The organism is Okeania sp. KiyG1, assembly GCF_014132355.1.
GTDB lineage: Bacteria > Cyanobacteriota > Cyanobacteriia > Cyanobacteriales > Microcoleaceae > Okeania.
This window is the reverse complement of the sequence record NZ_BLZO01000062.1, coordinates 23,025-40,551: the sequence shown is the minus strand read 5'-3', so window position 1 is coordinate 40,551 and position 17,527 is coordinate 23,025. Positions and strand designations below refer to the sequence as shown.

Here is a 17,527-nt window from a genome sequence, read left to right as displayed (position 1 = left end):
CTATTCCCTATTCCCTATATTATTTCTAGCCTAATTTAATTACAAATCTACAACAGGCCAATCTGGTTGTCGATAATACCGTATCATATTGTCAAACTTTCGGAGTTCTCCGCAATGCAATAACATTTCTGAATTGCTTTCCAACCATTGATGATTTAATTCTGAAATCCTATCTCCTACAGCAGCAATATCTAAATCTGATGGAATTTCCCCAAAGTATCCCAAAGTAACATGAGCAGTAAAGTGATATTGCTGTTCGATACCTAGAGCAATGAAATTAGGATTTTGATAAATTGACCGACGTAGTTGTAGAACCTGATTGTAAGAACTTTCATCTTTTGGGACTAGACAAACACCAATAGCTCTAGTCATTACCATAATTCCTAAAACTTGCCAACGTACTTGATGGCCATTTTTGGAAATAGATAACTCTTGAAGACTTTCAGCAATACAAGAACGTAGTTTTTCTTCAAATTGAGGATTACTTTGACTAGCATCTAGAAAGGCACTTTCCCAAATTAAATCAGCTAAGGTTAAATGAAAACTATTGCTAGGCAGGGGAATCATTAAATTAGTTCCCAATAGTTCTACCAATTGTTGTTGACATTGTTGCAAATGCTCATAAAACTTGAAGTTTTGCGAGTCTTCTTCCCCTGGTGGAGTAATTACCGAATAGCCAGGAAAATTATTCGCCTCAATTTGGCCATCCAGTTTGGTGAACTTCGGAGACTGTTGGATATATTCCAACTGAGATTTGTAACTTGATAGCAAGGTTGTCTGTGCTACTCGGTTAATGTAGTTCTGATATATATCGTCCAATCTTAATCGCCCCTTATCAAAAAATAGCTTCTTATGCCAATTTACCTATACTTTGGCGAGGATGAATATTCAATGATGCTAGCAGCTAATGCTTTGCGTGAATCTGTCCTCGATCCTAACTGGGCTAGCTTTAACTATGACAAAATTTTGCCAGCAATAGATGCTGTTCAAACTGGATTGAATCAGGCCATGACTCCTCCTTTTGGTTCTGGTAGTCGTTTTGTCTGGCTAGTCGATACTAATATAACTCAGCATTGTTCACAAAATCTATTGGAAAATTTGGAAGGTACTCTACCTCAGATTCCTGAAACTACTGTGCTATTGTTGACTACGCCCAATAAACCCGATAAAAGACTTAAGTCCACAAAATTGATCCAAAAATGGGCTGAGGTTAGAGATTTTTCTCCTATTCCTCCTTGGAAAACAGAATTACTGGAGCAGCAAGTTAAAGAAGTTGCTCAGGAGGTAGGAGTCAAACTTAATTCTAGTGGGGTTACTTTTTTAGCAGAAGCTTTAGGTAACGATCGCCGACAACTTCATAGTGAGTTGACTAAATTACAGTTATATGCATCTCAAGATGCTGTAGTGGACTTGGAAGTAATCACTAATCTGGTGAATTCTCAGACTCAAAGTAGTTTAAAGTTAGCTACAGCTATTCGTTTAGGTGATACGGTTAAAGCCTTGCAGTTAGTGGCAGATTTAATTGCCCACAATGAACATCCATTACGAATAGTGGCTACTCTAGTAGGCCAATTTAGAGTATGGTTTTGGGTAAAACTAATGATAGAGACAGGGGAGCGAGATGAAAAAGCGATCGCTCAAGCTGCGGAAATAGGCAACCCTAAAAGGATATATTTTTTACGAAAAGAGGTTAATTCTTTGTCCTTAAATCAATTACAGAAAACTTTACCTTTATTACTAGAGTTAGAAGTAAGTCTCAAGGAAGGAAAAGAGCAAATATCTACACTACAAACTAAAGTAATAGAACTTTGTCAGGTGCTTTCTCAGAAAAATATCTTAAGTAAAAATCTTAGAACTATCGTAGGCTGGGAATTAAAATTTAGGAGGCCGGAATCATTATGGCCATAATTCAAATATTCCTATCGGTCTGATTCAATAATTGATAATTGATAATGGATAATTGATAATTACCTCTCCCTAAAAGGAAGAGGATTGAATAAAAGGAAAATTTATTCATTGTTTCTCCTTTAAAGGAGAGGCTTTCAACCTTAATTATTCGGTAAATTTATATAGTTTTTTTCAGGTTTTTCCTCCTGATAATTATCATTGTTGCAGATATTTATTCAAGACAGATAAAGTCATTAAATTGCCAACAGAAAAACCTAGAAAATATTTAAAAATTAATTATAGCATATTTTTTAATCTTAAATGCCCCCTAAAATCACTATGCTTAAAAATAAATAAAATTAATAGGATTGGCATTCCACGCTCGTAAGCATTCAGCTATTAGCCGTCAGCTAGCCTCCTGCGGAGGAACTGCGGACTTCAGCAATAAGACCTTATGCTTAAGGACGGGGTTGAAATCAATACAGACTTTGGAGCTGATTTTTGTAGTAAGATTTTTCGTTTCTCAATTAAATATTGCTTTTATCACTCACTAAAAGCAATAGCTGATAGCTGATAGCTGACCGCTGTTTGCGCAGCATTCCGGAGGAAATGCTTACCCATGCTCGGCTAAAATATTTAGTTATTTTCAGATAATTTTACTTAGTATAAAAAAATCAGAGCTTCTATTAGACATCTGGCGATCGTAAAAATAGAATTAATTTTCGTACTCTTATTCATTAATTCTTTCCGCGTACTCCTTACTCCCTACTCCCTAATCCCTCTTTTGGAGGAGAACTCTATTAAGTATCATAATATAATTTAGATAAATTGAACTGGAGGTATAGATAGATTAAGAATTGCTTCTTAATTATTCGATCTTGTTAACAATTGATAATTTCTGCTAATATACAACCTATGTAGTAGGTTTTCTGATTCTGCAAATCATCTGTAGTTGGTCAGCCTATAAAAATTAATTTAATAAGTTGTGGAGGAAAATCTAGACGAGGTGAAAAACTCATGGTAGTTTGTAGCTAGACAAACCCAGTAAAACAATAAACTGCCATTAAGGTTTTTAAGATTTTAAAATTGGCTGGAAAAATGTCAAAATTTATCGAATGCTTTAATAAAGACCCATACTATGAAAAAAGTAAGTAGAAAAATCAGGAGTATTAAAAGAGAAACAGGTAAAAATTAGTGGTAATAAGGTTGTAATTTATAGAGTAAAGTCGATGAATTTATAAACTAAGGCATAAATATGTAGGGAGAACCTAAGACCCAAAATTAAGTTAACTTAACTTAGTAGAGGCAGTACTCTTTGACATACTCTCCGACCTAAAGATGCGGAGATTCTCCTGAAACCAGGATTCTTATTTCCACGAGTCCACTTAAATCAAATACCTTGCGGAATCTAATCCAGAGATGGTTCTCTCCCCAAGGGTTTGCTCTATTGCCTCTTTCAGAGGAGCTGCGCTATCAAGAACCTGTTCCCGTATACCCTACGGTACAGTTCAAACCTTAAAAACTTTGGCTCTCTGGTACTTGTTGCTTAGAGCTTTTCCATGGATAAGCATTTCTATGCAAAACCCCATAACTCTACTTTTCAAGGTGCTAGTGCTATGATTAGTAGCTAGGTTTTTAGAGCGGTTGAATACCTTTCCGCTGCTCCGAGTATAACACAGAGTCCCCCTACAAGGGAAAGGCTTTAAACCCAATTTTTCGGTAAATTGGGAAGCTCAGAGCCAAAAAGTTTTGGCTATAGTAATTAACTATAATAATTAAGTAATTTTAAGTAAATCAACTATTCGCCCTCCAGCCTAAAGGAGCGCTATTTATGGCATCAAATAATCTGCGGGAACTTGCTAAACAAGGAGATCCAAAAATTATCTCCTCAATCATTAACCACTCACTACAAAAAAAAGGTATTAACGTCCAAGTAACGAGGGACAATGGTTGTCTTGAAGTTACACTCGAGTCCGATCAAGTTGCTAATCAACAAGCTGCTCTTGTTGAATTTATTAGAACTGGAATCGTTAAATTGGAGGTTGAATCAATCCACACAGTCAAAGTGTATGGTATTCAGACTGGCGATCTACAACCAGTCTGGGAAGATAAAATTATTTTAGGTACCCCACCAATATCCGATCTATCTGACTTTGAAGAAAGCTCAGACTTAGAAGATATTCAGCAACCTATACAACCTATAGATGAGTTCGATGAGTTAGATCGAGAAGAAGTGGAAGCTGACTACGAAACAGAAACAGACGAAGATTATTACGAGGAGGAAGAATACGACGAAGAAACTGAGTATGAAGAAAATGAAGAATATGAAGAGGAAATATCACCGCAACCTCCAGCTCAAAAAAAGAAAACTCCTCTGATTCTGGCAATATTGTTACTAATTTTGTTAGTACCATTAGCCACCCTTGCAGCATTACACTTTAGTGGAATATTTCCCTTACCTTTCCTAAGTGGGTCAAAATCAGAAAAAACTGAAACTAATGACCCTGACTCATCTCAACCACAAACATCTTCTGAAGATACTGAAACTTCACCATCTCCAAAAACAAATGATTCGGGAAGTACTGTTTCAGACCCTTGGTATTTTGCTGTTAGAAGTGCCCAAACTGCTGCTCAAAAAGCCCAGACTGCTCAAACAAAATCTGAATGGAACGCGGTAGCTAATGAGTGGCAAAAAGCTATCGATCTGATGAAAGAAGTGCCAGAGTCTAATCAAAACTACCAAACAGCACAAGCAAAAGTTATTGAATATCAAAATTATCTGGATATAGCAAAGCAGAGAGTAGACCAAGCTACTAATTAGGAATAAACAAACAACACAATGAAACTTTTTGTGCCAAGGTTGCCTTTGTTTTTGTGAATAGTACGGCGACTGAGAAGAGAGAAGAGGGAAGAAGTAGGAGTATCCAGATAATTAGTTATCGTATAACTCAGGAGGCAGGAGGACCGAGTTAGGAGTCAGGAAGGATGAGAGTGAGAATTATCTGGGTATATTCCGGAATTTTATGTGTGCATTGAATGGAAGTAGAGAGTGCGATAACTGTATAACAGGATTTTATATAAGAGCAAGAAAAAAACTTAAATTTCCAGATATTCATCCTTGGGTTGACACAAACGCGCCCCAACGGACATGATATTACATCTTAAGCGGTAGCAAAACACCCCTATTGTATTATTTGGCGTTGGTGAATTTAGCTATGATTTTCGTGGCTGTAGGAATAGGGAATAGGTATGGACGTTGCATGCAACGTCCCTACAGATTATTTCGTTTACGGGTTGTTCGGGAGCAAGTAATGAAAGGGGTATTCATAATTAGAGTTGTTGATTACGGTCAGGAGTCATTTGACATACTATCCGTGCCTTTAGTCCGGAGATTCTCCTGAAACCAGGATTCTTGGTTTGCTGACGCAAGGCTACGCCAACACCGAGTCCACTTAAATTAGATACGCAAGCGATACCTAAGCCAGAGATGGTTCTCTCCTCAAGCGTTTGCTCTATTGCCTCCTCCGGAGGAGCTGCGCTATCAAGAGCCTGTTCCCGTATGCCCTACGGTACAGTTAAAACCTTAAAAAAACTTTGGTTCTGTGATACTTGTTCAATCCTTGTGCGGCAGTAGTATTGCTAATTAAATTAATTACTACCTGCAAGTTAGTCAAAGGTCTATCACGCCAGTTTTGGGTGATGTGGCAAACAAGCGATGTTCAATTTTATTCCATTTATAACAATGAGCGCTGGTATATTTACAAATTGCATGAGGGGCCAAATAGCTAAAAGTCTTATATTATGGGCAATTTATTCCCCCAGATGAGCTGTTGCCTGCGCACAGCGCTATACTTGTGCCTGGTGGAAAATGACACACATAAATAGGGTTTGCTTATGGAAGTCTTTTGGTATGAGGTAGGAGTAAGGAGGAATGGGAAATTTAGAGGAGGTAGTCGGATATTTTATCCCTTGATTTTTCTGCAATTACTCTGCCTTTTATCCTAGCTTTTTTGGTCGCTCAAGCTTAAAAAGTTGCACCCCCTTACAGCTAAAAAAAAGCTAAAACCTTTACCTGTCAATGCTTTTAGATTTAATCAGCAAGCCCTCAATAGTTTGATTCATCTCGTTAGCCAATTCTTATAGCTTTAACTTCCATAGTCGGGAGCAATAACTATTACTGCTACCACAGTCGGCTGTAATCATTATCTGCTCACTATGAGGATAGAGTTGTTTGCCCATGGAGTACCACCAATGGCGAATTGATTCCACTGCAAACTCAGCAGTGTCATGATTAATACCAACATTTACCCATCCTTGATTCAAAGTTAGGTCATAAATTCCATAGGGAATTGCTTTTCCTAATTTCGGGTCAGCAAAGTCGTGCATTCGTACTTCTATTGGTTGTCCATGAACACACCACTCACTACCAGAGTTTTAAAGTCTCCAATCAATTCTTTTTTCTTGGTATCAACCAAAATGACTGGTAGATTTTGGGATTGGAAATATTTGACTTTATTTGCAAATGTTTGCGACAAAGCTCTGTGTCTAGTTAAGTCCTAAAAACTACAATCCTTCAAGATTATTTTATCGGACCAAATTGGTATAAGTTAAATAATATCAACGTAAGCATTCAGCTGTCAGCCATCAGCTAGCCTCCTATGGTCGGAACTGCGGACTTCAGCTATTGCTTTTAGTTTAGGCTCAAAGTAATATTTAACTTTCTTACTACAAAAGTTGCCTTCTTTGCCCTTAAAGTCAATTGTTAATTTAAACACTGTCCCATAACAGAGAGTCTTGTTGCTGTTAACGCAGTTCCTCCGGAGGAGGCTAGCTGACAGCTAATAGCTGTTTGCGCAGCATTCCGCAGGAAATGCTTACATATCAACTTTGCCGATCGTCAATTCATAAATCCTCAATTAATACTTGATTTATCTCATTTTTATATACGCATCAAAGCAGAGGTCAGCCTTCTTAAAAATTCACGCCACAGAAAAGATATTTTGGCAAAAATCAAATTAATCCTAGTCCTTATAAGCCGAACTAAGTAATTATCAATTACTCACTATCTTTCAACTAGCTGAAGATTGCCTCGACAAATTATCAAATATAAAAATCTATAATATATATTACTAAATTTAGCTCTAGCAAGCTACAGACTTAAATGCCTAAAAAGTCCCATGATTTTCAGGTGAAAATTTATGCGCACAATTATCCAATTAGATAAAATGTCAGCTTATTTGCAGAGCCAACTAAAAATATAGATTTTTTATTTCAATTTTTACCTCTAGACAAAGAATAAATTAGGGAGAATCCGGGAATTATGACGATATTTATATATTAACTAGGAGACTATTTTAGAGGTAAAATTCATCTCCAATCCTAGTCAATTACAATTCCTCGGCCTCTCCATTCCATTTATTCTTCTATCTGTGAGCCATTACCATTAGTCTCATCGACTTTCTCATCTTCTACTTGAATCAAATGAATGTGTTTGTATCCTAGCTTTATTTCAAATTCATCTCCTGGTTTTAATCCCATAGATGTAGTATAAGTTGCTCCTATGACAATTTGGCCATTTCTATGAACGCTAACTCGATAAGTTGGTTCTCTACCACGCCCATCTTTACTACCATCAGGGTCTAAATCAACTCCTTTTGCTGCTAGAACTGCATCATAAAAATCTGTGAGATTAACACGAGTTTCTTCATTTTTTGTAACTGTGTAATATCCGCAACGTTTGGCAGTTTCCCTTCGTGGTAAGTGAGAAAATTCTTTGACTTTTTGAAGCAAGGTTTTTCCTGTTAATGGAGTTTCTGGATTGTCAACCATAGTTCTTAATAATTCTCCTTCTGTTTATAATATAGTAAATCAATTTTACTGAAAATTGTTAGGCTTATTAAAAATATATCCTGAAATTTATCAATTGTGCAAAAAAATTTTACTAAGCCTTAAGGCCACTAATATTTGAGTAGATAATCTAGATTTCCATAGTGTGGAACTTAAGCATTCTTGTTACTCTGAATTTCTCTCCTAATTTTCAAGAGTTCTTATTATATTAGGTTCTATTAGGATTATTTTTGTACAAAATTATTTAAGGAAGGAGGAGGAAAAAAATGTTACGGATGTAAGGTAAATTATCTAATCGGTTTGTTTAATTTATCAGTCGGATTTTTTGAAAATGAATCTGTCATTCTAGGTATCTGGATATCTGGAATTTTCTCTACAAAGTGATGGCCTAAGTTTGAATAATCATTGAAAATATTTGCTAAAATTGTATTTATTGATAACAATTTTAATAGGTAGCAGTTAAGCGATCGTGTTAATTGGTGGATGTAGTGACTTTCTTGTAGAATCCATTGTTATCTTTGTCAATATTAAGTTTTTTTATAAGAGTCTGGATTCAAGGGATATGTGTATTGGGCAATAGGGAAAAATTAAATTTGAGGGCTGATTTTTTCATCAAAACTGATACTTACAGCGCTTTTCAAATTGATGAACCACATCTTCACAAGCAAAAATTGTGTAGGGGCAGCTCCGCAAACGCGAATCGCCCCTACTGTGGTTGACCCAGATGAAAGCCACTGTATTAGACATCTCCGAAAAAAAATAGACTTTTTGCAGAAGTAGGTAACAGCTCCGGAAAGCAACAGGCAACAGTGAAGAAAATTTCTGAAAAAAGACACAAAATATGATCCATAAGTGTAATTTCCACTCCTATGTCTATTGAGGACTGAAACTTATGAGTAGAAATATCATGTCTGGTTGAATAGTTACACTTTGGAGGAGGGAAGGCAGAGAGAGGGAAGAAGGCAGCTATGCTGTTTGCGCAGCATGACCTAGGAAAGGGAAAGAAAAGTTCAATTTGAGAGCTTCTCTAGCATTTGCTGGGTCCATTTGATAGGTTCGGCGATCGCCAAATTGAGGAGCAGATTCAGCAGCATCTCGAAACGGTCCATAGTAGGAGGAAGCGTATTTAGCAGCATAAGATAAAGTTGGAATGTTTTCAAATCCTGCTTGGTCTAAACCCATTCTAATTGCTTGTACAAAACCATACCTGCTTGAGCTTGAGAAACAGCTGTTTTTTTCAGCAATTCTAAGGTAGGGTCGTTTAATACACGACCTGTCAAGTCTCCTACTTCTAAATAACTACAGTTACCATGACTGGTGTATTCACACAAACAAGTATCTACAACCACTAATAAATCTGGCACTGCTTCTTTGACTGCCGTTGTAGCTTTTTGGAGGATACCAAAGTCATGCCAAGCTCCTGTGGCTTCAATATCTCGATCATCAGGAATGCCAAACAACTAGATCGCGGGAATTCCTAAATCATATACTTCCTTAGCTTCCTCAACTATTTTGTCTATTGATAGTTGATAAACCCAGGCATTGATTTCACTTAGTTGGCTACACTTTCTCCTGGTACAGCAAAAAGAGGATAGATCAGAGCATTAGGCATCAGTGTTAACAATGTTTTCTCGTACCATACGACGTGGCTGGGGATGGTTACCAAGACGACTAGGGCGATGTACTGGAAACATATTCTTTTTTGTTAGAACTACATTATTTACTAAGAAAAAGTTTATGGTATCTCGATCTAAAAATTAATACTCAAATAACAATTCTTTATATTTAATATGGCCAATCGATCGTTATCACATCACTAATTAATAAAATTTGATATAATATAAGGTTTTTTTACTAACTATTTTGCCAATGCTCAAAAAAATAAAAACTATAAAAAATGTTAAATATCACCAAAATTAAAATTTAGTACTAAAATGCAGCAAAAGTTAAAATTTTTGCTACTAAAATTACTTAGGAGTTAATATTATGAATGAATCGGCACCTGTGCCAATAGGAATTGTAGGTGCTTCCGGCTATGGCGGGGTGCAACTTGTCAAGCTGCTTGAGGATCATCCAAAGGCTGAGGTTGTGTACTTGGGGGGTGACAGCAGTGCGGGGAAACCTTTTTTTTCCATCTACCCTCACTTGGAGCATTCTGTAGATTTAATTGTAGAGCCAATAGATTTGGACAAGATAGCCAGTAAATGTCAGGTAGTTTTCCTTTCTCTTCCCAATGGTTTAGCTTGGAAGATGGCACCAACTCTGTTGGAAAAGGGATGTAAAGTCTTGGACTTATCCGCTGACTATCGATTTTCTAATTTAGAGACTTATCAATCTTGGTATGGTGGAGAACGTACAGATAAACAAATAGCTGCAACCGCTGTTTATGGTTTACCAGAGTTGTATCGCGATCGCATTGCTAATGCTCAACTTATAGGTTGTCCTGGTTGCTATGTCACGGCTAGTCTTTTAGCTCTTTCTCCACTATTTAAACAGGGTTTGATAGTACCGGATACTGCAATTATTGATGCGAAGTCAGGGACTTCTGGAGGTGGTCGCAAAGCAGCTATTAATATGTTACTAGCTGAGGCGGATAATTCTGTCGGTGCTTATGGAGTAGCTAGTCATCGACATACTCCAGAGATTGAACAAATTTGTGGTAATTTGGCTGGTTATGATGTGAAGGTGCAATTTACTCCCCATTTGATGCCAATGGTGCGGGGAATATTAGCTACAGTTTATGGTACTCTGCGAGACCCTGGGTTAGTGCGAGAAGATTTGCTGACTATTTACAATGCTTTTTATCGTAATTGCCCTTGGGTGAAAGTATTACCTAGTGGTACTTATCCTCAAACTAAATGGGCTTGTGGCACTAATCTCTGTTATCTTGGTATTGAGGTGGATCACCGTACTGATAGAGTGATTATTATGTCAGCTATTGATAATTTGATTAAAGGTCAAGCTGGTCAGGGTATTCAGTGTATGAATTTGATGATGGGTTGGGAAGAAACTCTGGGATTACCTCAGTTGAGTTTTTATCCCTAATAGTTTCAAGAAGGAAGAAGGAAGAAGGAAGAAGGAAGAAGTGGATGGGGACTCAAACCCTAACCAATTCTAAATATTTTGTAGACGGCAAGGAAAGAGTTCGTGTTTGACAGAGATTGATGATGAACCTGAGACAAAGAAAAGCTTTTTCCACTTTTCCCGGCTATAGAATTGTTTGTTTTCTGTCTATCCATACCCAAGTTTGTTTCTGGCAGTTAGTTAGTTTTTGGTGGTTTTATGCCACCTACTACCTGACTGCTAATTTCTCAACTTAAACTTTCTGCTATAGAACCCCTAAACGGATCTATTAGGCATCTCCTCCACGCATAGGGAGTAGGGAGTAGGGAGTAGGGAGTAGGGGAAAATAATTGATGAATAAGAGTGCAATAATTGATTTGATTTTTGATTGTTGGAGATATCTATTAATATCATGTCCGGTTGAACAGTTATAAATAAATGACGGAGTCCTCAGGAGTCAACCCACCCCTCGCCCCTCCCCCTCCCAACCCACCCCTAACCCCGACCGTGGAGGAGGGGAAGATCAGGAGTCAGGAGGAAATAAAGAAGAAGAGAAGGAGAAAGTTTTTTTATCACTAATTATCCGGACATGATATAGTTATGTAATTAAATATAAATATCCTAACTTATTGGCAAAAAAAACCCTACCTTTGCAAAGATACCAAATGGCTTCTATAGATGGAGCGATCGCTTTTCGGTCGGGAATCGGAAGCAGATTTTTGTCAAGTTTTTGGTAATAGGGCAGGCAAAATTCATCAGGGTGCTTTAATTTTTGGCGTTGCTGAATGGTAATGATTTTTAGATTAACTATCAACGCAAAACATAAGTTTTTCAATTTTACCTTCAGCTACTTACCATTACATTTCAGCAACGCCTAATTTTTTGCTATTGTCGCCTGAATTCTGAATTCTGAATTCTAAATTCTAAATTCTGATAATTATCGAACCACACCGCCACCTACGGGTCGAATATCTTCCCCTGAGAAAGGAGTTGTACCACCTTGCCAGTTGAAGTCACTGATCCGGAGGCTAAATGTACCAGTTTGTCGTCTGGGACTAAAAGTTAATACGACTCCATAAGTACGACGACTATATTCTAATGTGATTCGATCGTCGAGAATATCACCATTTTCTATGTTGATTCCACTTTGATAGCCAACCCGAAAACCTTTATAAATCTGTTGGACAAAACCAAATAAGAGGACATTCGTATCTTCAACGCGGTCAAAGAAAAAAGGAGACTGACCACTCAGACCTGTCTGGCTATAAGTTAAGTTGAACCCAGTATAATCAAAAAAGTCTCTGGAAAAATGTCCAAATTGACCAGTAAACCCAAGACTGCCACGAAGATAAGATTGGTCTTCATCGTTACTATAAAGGCTAGTAGCACCGGTAAGTCCTAAGACCATTTGCACAAATGGAACTACTGGTTTGCTGGTATATCTCAAGCCTTCGTTCGGGGTAGCTGGCAATGCTTCTCCACTCCAGATAGTTAGCGGGTATCTCAGGGAGACTACGCTCTGGAAACGACCAAGGTCAGCTCGTGCTTTAGCATCGTCGTCATCATTATCATCATTTTCATCGGGTAAGGGTTCAAATGGTTGGAGGTCTGTTAATAATTCCCGACGGTCTGTTCTAGCATTGACTACTTGATAACCTGTCTGAAAACTTAGTTGGGCACCAGTTTCACCTACTGGTATTAGGGGGGAGGTAAGGACTACACCTGCGCTACTGTGAACTGTTTGAAATCCTAAGCTGCCATTGAATAGGCGATCGCGATAACTATACTCTCCTGTTAAGTTGTAACCTTGGTATAACTGTCTTAGTCGAACGCTACCCCGAAAGTCGTCTTCTTCTAGGTCGGGAAAATCTTTGAATGTGAGAAATGTGGCTCGTCCTTCTAGTTGAGTTGTGGGAGTTATGGACCCGTTTACTGAAGCTTTGAGACCAAAAACATTATCATCTATGGGGGAGTCGCCTTCATCACCTAAAAATGCTCTTTCTAAGTAATATTGAGGGGTTAATCTGACTTGAAATGGTATTTGAAGTGGTGGTTCAAATGTAGTTTCAACAAATAACCCTCCTCTATCATCTTGGTCATAACCAATTTGAAGTGGTAGGGGGTCTCTTTGGTTACGGTCAATAATTGTTCGTTCGCGAAATAGTGGCAAGCTAAAGCGATCGTCGAATACTAACCGTGCTTTTTTGGTGATTAGTTCATCTTGAAAGGGGGATAGGGGTTTGAGTGTAGCACGCTCGCTTCTTAATTCTACTTCTGGGGGTGAGAATGGATCGTTGGTGAGTCGGAGGTTTATTGCTTCCCAGGTGCCTGCACCTAATAGGTTGAGACGGTCTGCTTCAAAGCGGAGTCTATTAACTGTTCCTGCTTGTTCGGGTGCTTCTAGTTTGGGTTCAAATGTAACTTTTGTGCCTTCAGTTGCTTTGACATTTGTTGGTGGTTGAGTTGCACTGATGCGATCGCTTAAGGTTGTTGCTTGTAATGCTCCTACTCCTTCTGTGGTGGGTAGGGACTGTGAGGATATTTCTTCTGCGTTACCGACGAATATAATTCCACTTGCTTGTTCTATTACTCCTTTGTCTAGGCTGAAGTTGTATTCCATTCGTTCTCCTAGCAATACTTGTTGTCCTTGAGTAAAAACAGCGTTTCCTGTGGCCAGGAGTTGACGAGTTGTTAGGTTAATTTGTACTTTGTCTGCGTTAACGAGTCCTTGACTAAATCGCACTATTACTTTGCCTTCTGCTGTAATTAGTCGTCGTTGGTCGTCATATTCTTGGCGCTCTGCTGTTACTTCTACTACATCTGCTGGCAAGGGTACTGTAATAGGTTGTTTATTTTCTGTTTCTTCGTCTGACTCTTGGGTTTGAGATTCTGGATCTTCTATGGGGACGGGTGTTTCTTTTTCTTTTGATTCTGGGACATCTGGCTGGTCTATAGGTTGTTGGTCTTGGGGAAGATTGGGCAATTCTGGGGAGCTATCTTCTATTATTTGGCCTATTTTAAGTGTTTGTTTTTGTTTTTGTGTTTGTATTTCTAGTTGCTCTGGTTGACTGACAAATTTTGAGGTAATTATTTTTTTCCTAGTAGTTACGGTATTCTCACTGAAACGTTGTAATATTTCTCTACTGTTTGGGCTATATAAGTTGACTTGTTTGGTAGTTTGTTCTTCTTGTTTTCTGGCAATATATTCGGAGAAATTTGAGAAGGAAGTAGAGGAGAATGTTAGTTTTCTATCTGAATTAATTTGGTTTTCGATAGTAGAAATTTTTTCTGCTGATGATATGTCTATTTCTACAGGTGGTCCAAGACTTGCTGAGGTGGTATGAATTGGACTTACTGGACTAACAGGGTCAAAGGTGGATTTAATTTGAGGAATTTTGTACAATACGGTTTCTCTGAATTCTTGTCCTGAGAAAGTGTTTTTTGCAGACAATATGATTTCCTCAGTCCCCTGGTTTGATTTTGGCACTGAGCTAGGTACTTCCTGTCGTGATTTTGTAACACCTTGAGTTACAGTTGGTGAAGGGAGGGTTTCGACTATTGGAGGTAGTTCTGGTGGGGGAAGAGGATAGGACATATTTCTGATAGAGACACTCAGCTCAATGGTTAAAGATCGGAGTCAATCATAAACTTAAGAGTTAGAATTTTTACACAAGATTTATCAATTTCAGAGTAAAAATCTAATTAGCTTGGCCTCGATATTACTTTTTTCCACTTTTTTTTATTCATAGATATATTATTCAGTTATTCACTTATTTTTATTTTGCTTATCATATTTTGTCAATTATGTCAAATTTTTGCCTGGAATGTTACACTTAATTAGATTAGTGGACTTCCAGGCTGACTGACATCTTGGTGCATTACTAGATTTTATAATCCCTGGCAATTTCCTGAAAATAGTGTTGTGATAGAAGTTGGAAAATAACTGACAACTGAGTATCGCGTTATTTCGATCCCGACTTTGAGTCATCCCTAATGGTTGCCTAGTCAAGAAAAAGAAAGCGCAAAATAAATACTCATGTAAATTGGCCATAAATAAGTCAAAAAATAGCGCTTTGGGGATTTTCCTCAAAGCATTGCGTAAGCGTTGCGGCGCGTTAGCGCGATACCGCCTGCGTTGATGGTTTTGCCGTCACGTTGCTATGAAAGGTTTTCCCGACTGTTGCCGGGAATTGCCTGGCTTGATGTATCTGCAAGTTTTTACTTATCTTGTGACATACTCCCACACGCTTGCTGGCGCTATAGTGTAAGCTCTCTCGTTTCGTAGCCCTGCCATTGCATCGGGCAAGCGCGTGCTTTAAGGACGGAATCCCCTGTCGCCCTATTTTTTATATTTATCGCTGCATTTCCGTTTGTTATGCTTCCCTACGGGATGCTGCGCAAACGCAAACAAGTCGCGGTCTATTACAATACCGCAATGCGGGCAAGAATGAGTTTGTATGTTTAATTCTTTATCGACTTTTTCCCACAGTTGGAGCAGTCTTGGCTGGTATTTTTGGGGGTCACTACTATAGTTTTCACCTCCAGCATTTCCGGCTTTGAGAGTTAAAATAGTTAGGAATTGTCTCCATGCAGCATTAATGTTCCGATTCAACACATTGAGTTTAGGATTCCCTAGGCGGGTTTTCGTCAGAGATAAAAATCGAGTGCCAAACACTCCATAATTGTTGCTAAAATTCTCTTATCTTAGCAGACAGATGTAATAATAACATAGATTAATGGCGTAAAAACGTAGACATCTTGTAGGTATAAGTTTTGGATAGTCCATGTTTTTCAGCTTTAGCAAGCAACTTTCTATTTTTTACACAGTCTAAGGCGATGTGCGACTTTCTAGGAAATAATCAGTGCGGTTTACTACTTAAGTTGCACTTATCTAGATTGCAAGGGCCGCAGTGATACCTTGATTACAAATTACTTTTGCTGCTGCAAATCAAGGTCAGTATCTGTTTTTATTTTGGTTGTGATTCATCTCCCGGTAAATCGGAGATTATACCGGGAGTCCTCTCGGTCCATTTTAGGTAGAAATTTTATTACTCCATATCTCGACCACTAGGGTTACGAGCGGGGTCATTGGACAAGAATCCAAAAATGAATAATCCAACAAAGAAGAGGACGACAATATTAACGACTATTTTTAGAGTTAGCATCTATTATTTTTCTCCCAGAATGTGAAAAATTGATTTTGATTATGAGAAATCTACAACTTTCTTATCATATCTAAATATTGTCTCATTTGACTACAATTTATGTGTCAAATATTTTTCAACTTCTTTTGACTCCATTGCCAGACTTGTGCAAATACTTTTTCTATCCAGGTCATAACTACATCGACCCACTCCAATATTCGCTCTAGGGGATGTTTGATATATCCTATGGAAACTGAGGTTACTTCTAAGCAGTCTGATTCTTTTTGGTACTCTGGCTTACTGTCTCTACTATGATGTTGAATTGAAATTTTGGTATTTTTTATGGTCTGAGAATAGTTTGGTTCATTTGTCTTTGTTAAGGCTTTGATGTTTCTGTCCCGATTTTCTCTACGTCTGATTGTTTCTATTTGGACAGAATTATTAGAAGTGAAAGTGGTATTTTGAGAAGGGTTCTGTGTCTGGTCTTCCTCTATTTTTACTTCTAACAATGAGTCAAAGGGTAATTCTTCTATGTTAATAGGTGGTAGTAATTCATTTAAACCTAGACTTCTAGTAATTGGGTGTAGGTAATGTTTAGCTATATTGTTAATAAAGTCACGGAATGTTAGGTTGGAACTTGACAATAATAGCGGTGTTTGGTAAGGCTTCTTTTGCTGAATTAGTTCATTTTTCTCTAGGACTAAGTTTAATTCCTCAAATAGATTGAACCACAAGGCTATTTTACTGGTTTGCACCCAAGCCATAATTTGCCAGAAAATACTCATATATCCTGAATTTGGTGCAATTTCGGCGCATGGTTGAAGTTGCAATGGGGTTTTGTGTTCTAAGTAAGCTGTTAGGATAAGTGGCTGTTTTTGTTGGTCTTTGGTCAAAAGTTCAGATTTTTGATGATTATCAGCTAGGATGTCTTGGTTTTCTGATTTAATATCTGGTCCTGGGAAAAGTTCAGATTGGGGTTTAATTAAGGAGGAAGCTGAGGTGTTTACTGAGAGTTTAGCTGTTTGTGGAGTGGGTGTTTGTATTGTTGTTAGTGATGTTTGCTGAATGGGTAAGCTAGTATTTTGATGATTTTTAGTCTTTTTATTATTGACTTTATTTTGAATTTGTGGTATTTTGCTAGTATTATTTTTTTCTAGTTGTTTGACTGCTAGGCGAGAGGTTTGCAGCAACACATATATTGGATAAAGTAGCAATTGAATTGTGTTGGTTGTTGCAAATTTTATTTGACTGAGGGCGCGATCGCTTTTATCTAATATTTGGCGATATTTTTCAGAAACAAAGTTTAATACTTTACTTTTATAAGTACTTGATGTCATTTTTATTTTAGATTTATAGGTTTATTAATTTTCTATTCTGAGTGAATTGAAATATGAAATATGATTTGGCTTTACTTATTTATCAAATAGCTAAGGTTTTGATGAAAGAAATTTTTGTATGAGAAAAGCTCATCAGGAACTCAAGTTAGTTGCAAAATGCAAAAAAGTTGTTGTTAGAAAAAAAAATCAGAATCTGCTTCTACATCTCTATTTCAAGGAGAAGAAATATAGGATTTTTGGGTATTTTTA

Annotated in this window: 12 protein-coding genes and 2 pseudogenes; 3 read left to right on the top strand and 11 right to left on the bottom strand. The window is 37.6% G+C overall.

Annotated elements, in window-relative coordinates; translation table 11 throughout:
- Positions 1-39: 39 nt before the first annotated feature.
- Positions 40-819 carry a DUF1868 domain-containing protein gene (locus tag SAGCYANO_RS12925; protein WP_202220457.1) on the bottom strand — a complete coding sequence of 260 codons (780 nt, stop codon included), beginning with the start codon at positions 817-819 and terminating at the stop codon, positions 40-42.
- Between the two features lie 33 nt (positions 820-852).
- On the opposite strand from SAGCYANO_RS12925, the gene holA reads away from it, so the two are divergent.
- The gene (gene holA, locus SAGCYANO_RS12920) at positions 853-1,908 is read left to right on the top strand and encodes a DNA polymerase III subunit delta (protein ID WP_202220456.1); all 1,056 of its coding nucleotides are present in this window, start codon (positions 853-855) and stop codon (positions 1,906-1,908) included.
- Between the two features lies 1 nt (position 1,909).
- On the opposite strand, the gene SAGCYANO_RS50245 is transcribed toward holA, so the two are convergent.
- Complete coding sequence (locus tag SAGCYANO_RS50245) at positions 1,910-2,017, bottom strand: DUF4896 domain-containing protein (protein ID WP_202220455.1); 108 nt, start codon at positions 2,015-2,017, stop codon at positions 1,910-1,912.
- A 1,701-nt stretch (positions 2,018-3,718) separates the two neighbouring features.
- On the opposite strand from SAGCYANO_RS50245, the gene SAGCYANO_RS12910 reads away from it, so the two are divergent.
- On the top strand, positions 3,719-4,708 hold the full coding sequence (locus tag SAGCYANO_RS12910; protein ID WP_202220454.1) for a hypothetical protein: 990 nt from the start codon (positions 3,719-3,721) through the stop codon (positions 4,706-4,708).
- A gap of 754 nt (positions 4,709-5,462) precedes the next feature.
- Here SAGCYANO_RS12910 and SAGCYANO_RS12905 read toward each other — a convergent pair.
- From SAGCYANO_RS12905 to SAGCYANO_RS12890, 4 genes and pseudogenes are all read right to left on the bottom strand, one after another.
- Positions 5,463-5,588, bottom strand: coding sequence for a hypothetical protein (locus SAGCYANO_RS12905; RefSeq protein ID WP_375339923.1), 126 nt, complete (start codon positions 5,586-5,588; stop codon positions 5,463-5,465).
- A 439-nt stretch (positions 5,589-6,027) separates the two neighbouring features.
- Positions 6,028-6,404: pseudogene (locus SAGCYANO_RS12900) on the bottom strand (ISAzo13 family transposase); the annotation flags it as partial.
- 898 nt (positions 6,405-7,302) lie between these two features.
- On the bottom strand, positions 7,303-7,716 hold the full coding sequence (locus SAGCYANO_RS12895) for an AbrB family transcriptional regulator (protein ID WP_202220453.1): 414 nt from the start codon (positions 7,714-7,716) through the stop codon (positions 7,303-7,305).
- A gap of 1,032 nt (positions 7,717-8,748) precedes the next feature.
- Positions 8,749-9,428, bottom strand: a pseudogene (locus tag SAGCYANO_RS12890) (porphobilinogen synthase); the annotation flags it as partial.
- Between the two features lie 292 nt (positions 9,429-9,720).
- Here SAGCYANO_RS12890 and argC point away from each other — a divergent pair.
- A complete protein-coding gene (gene argC, locus SAGCYANO_RS12885) occupies positions 9,721-10,779 on the top strand; it encodes an N-acetyl-gamma-glutamyl-phosphate reductase (protein ID WP_202220452.1) in 1,059 nt (352 codons plus the stop codon).
- 616 nt (positions 10,780-11,395) lie between these two features.
- Here argC and SAGCYANO_RS12875 read toward each other — a convergent pair.
- The 5 genes from SAGCYANO_RS12875 to SAGCYANO_RS12855 all read right to left on the bottom strand — a co-directional run bounded on the left by SAGCYANO_RS12875 (position 11,396) and on the right by SAGCYANO_RS12855 (position 17,278).
- Positions 11,396-11,632 (bottom strand): hypothetical protein, encoded by a 237-nt coding sequence (locus SAGCYANO_RS12875; RefSeq protein ID WP_202220451.1) that lies wholly within the window; start codon positions 11,630-11,632, stop codon positions 11,396-11,398.
- A 102-nt stretch (positions 11,633-11,734) separates the two neighbouring features.
- Positions 11,735-14,392: a DUF3769 domain-containing protein gene (locus SAGCYANO_RS12870; RefSeq protein WP_202220450.1), complete on the bottom strand. Its 2,658-nt coding sequence runs from the start codon at positions 14,390-14,392 to the stop codon at positions 11,735-11,737.
- 866 nt (positions 14,393-15,258) lie between these two features.
- Positions 15,259-15,345 (bottom strand): zinc ribbon domain-containing protein, encoded by an 87-nt coding sequence (locus SAGCYANO_RS50240; protein WP_202220469.1) that lies wholly within the window; start codon positions 15,343-15,345, stop codon positions 15,259-15,261.
- A 500-nt stretch (positions 15,346-15,845) separates the two neighbouring features.
- Positions 15,846-15,962, bottom strand: coding sequence for a photosystem II reaction center protein I (locus SAGCYANO_RS12860; RefSeq protein ID WP_202220449.1), 117 nt, complete (start codon positions 15,960-15,962; stop codon positions 15,846-15,848).
- A 104-nt stretch (positions 15,963-16,066) separates the two neighbouring features.
- Positions 16,067-17,278, bottom strand: a complete 1,212-nt coding sequence (locus SAGCYANO_RS12855; protein WP_202220448.1) for a hypothetical protein — start codon at positions 17,276-17,278, stop codon at positions 16,067-16,069.
- Positions 17,279-17,527 lie beyond the last annotated feature (249 nt).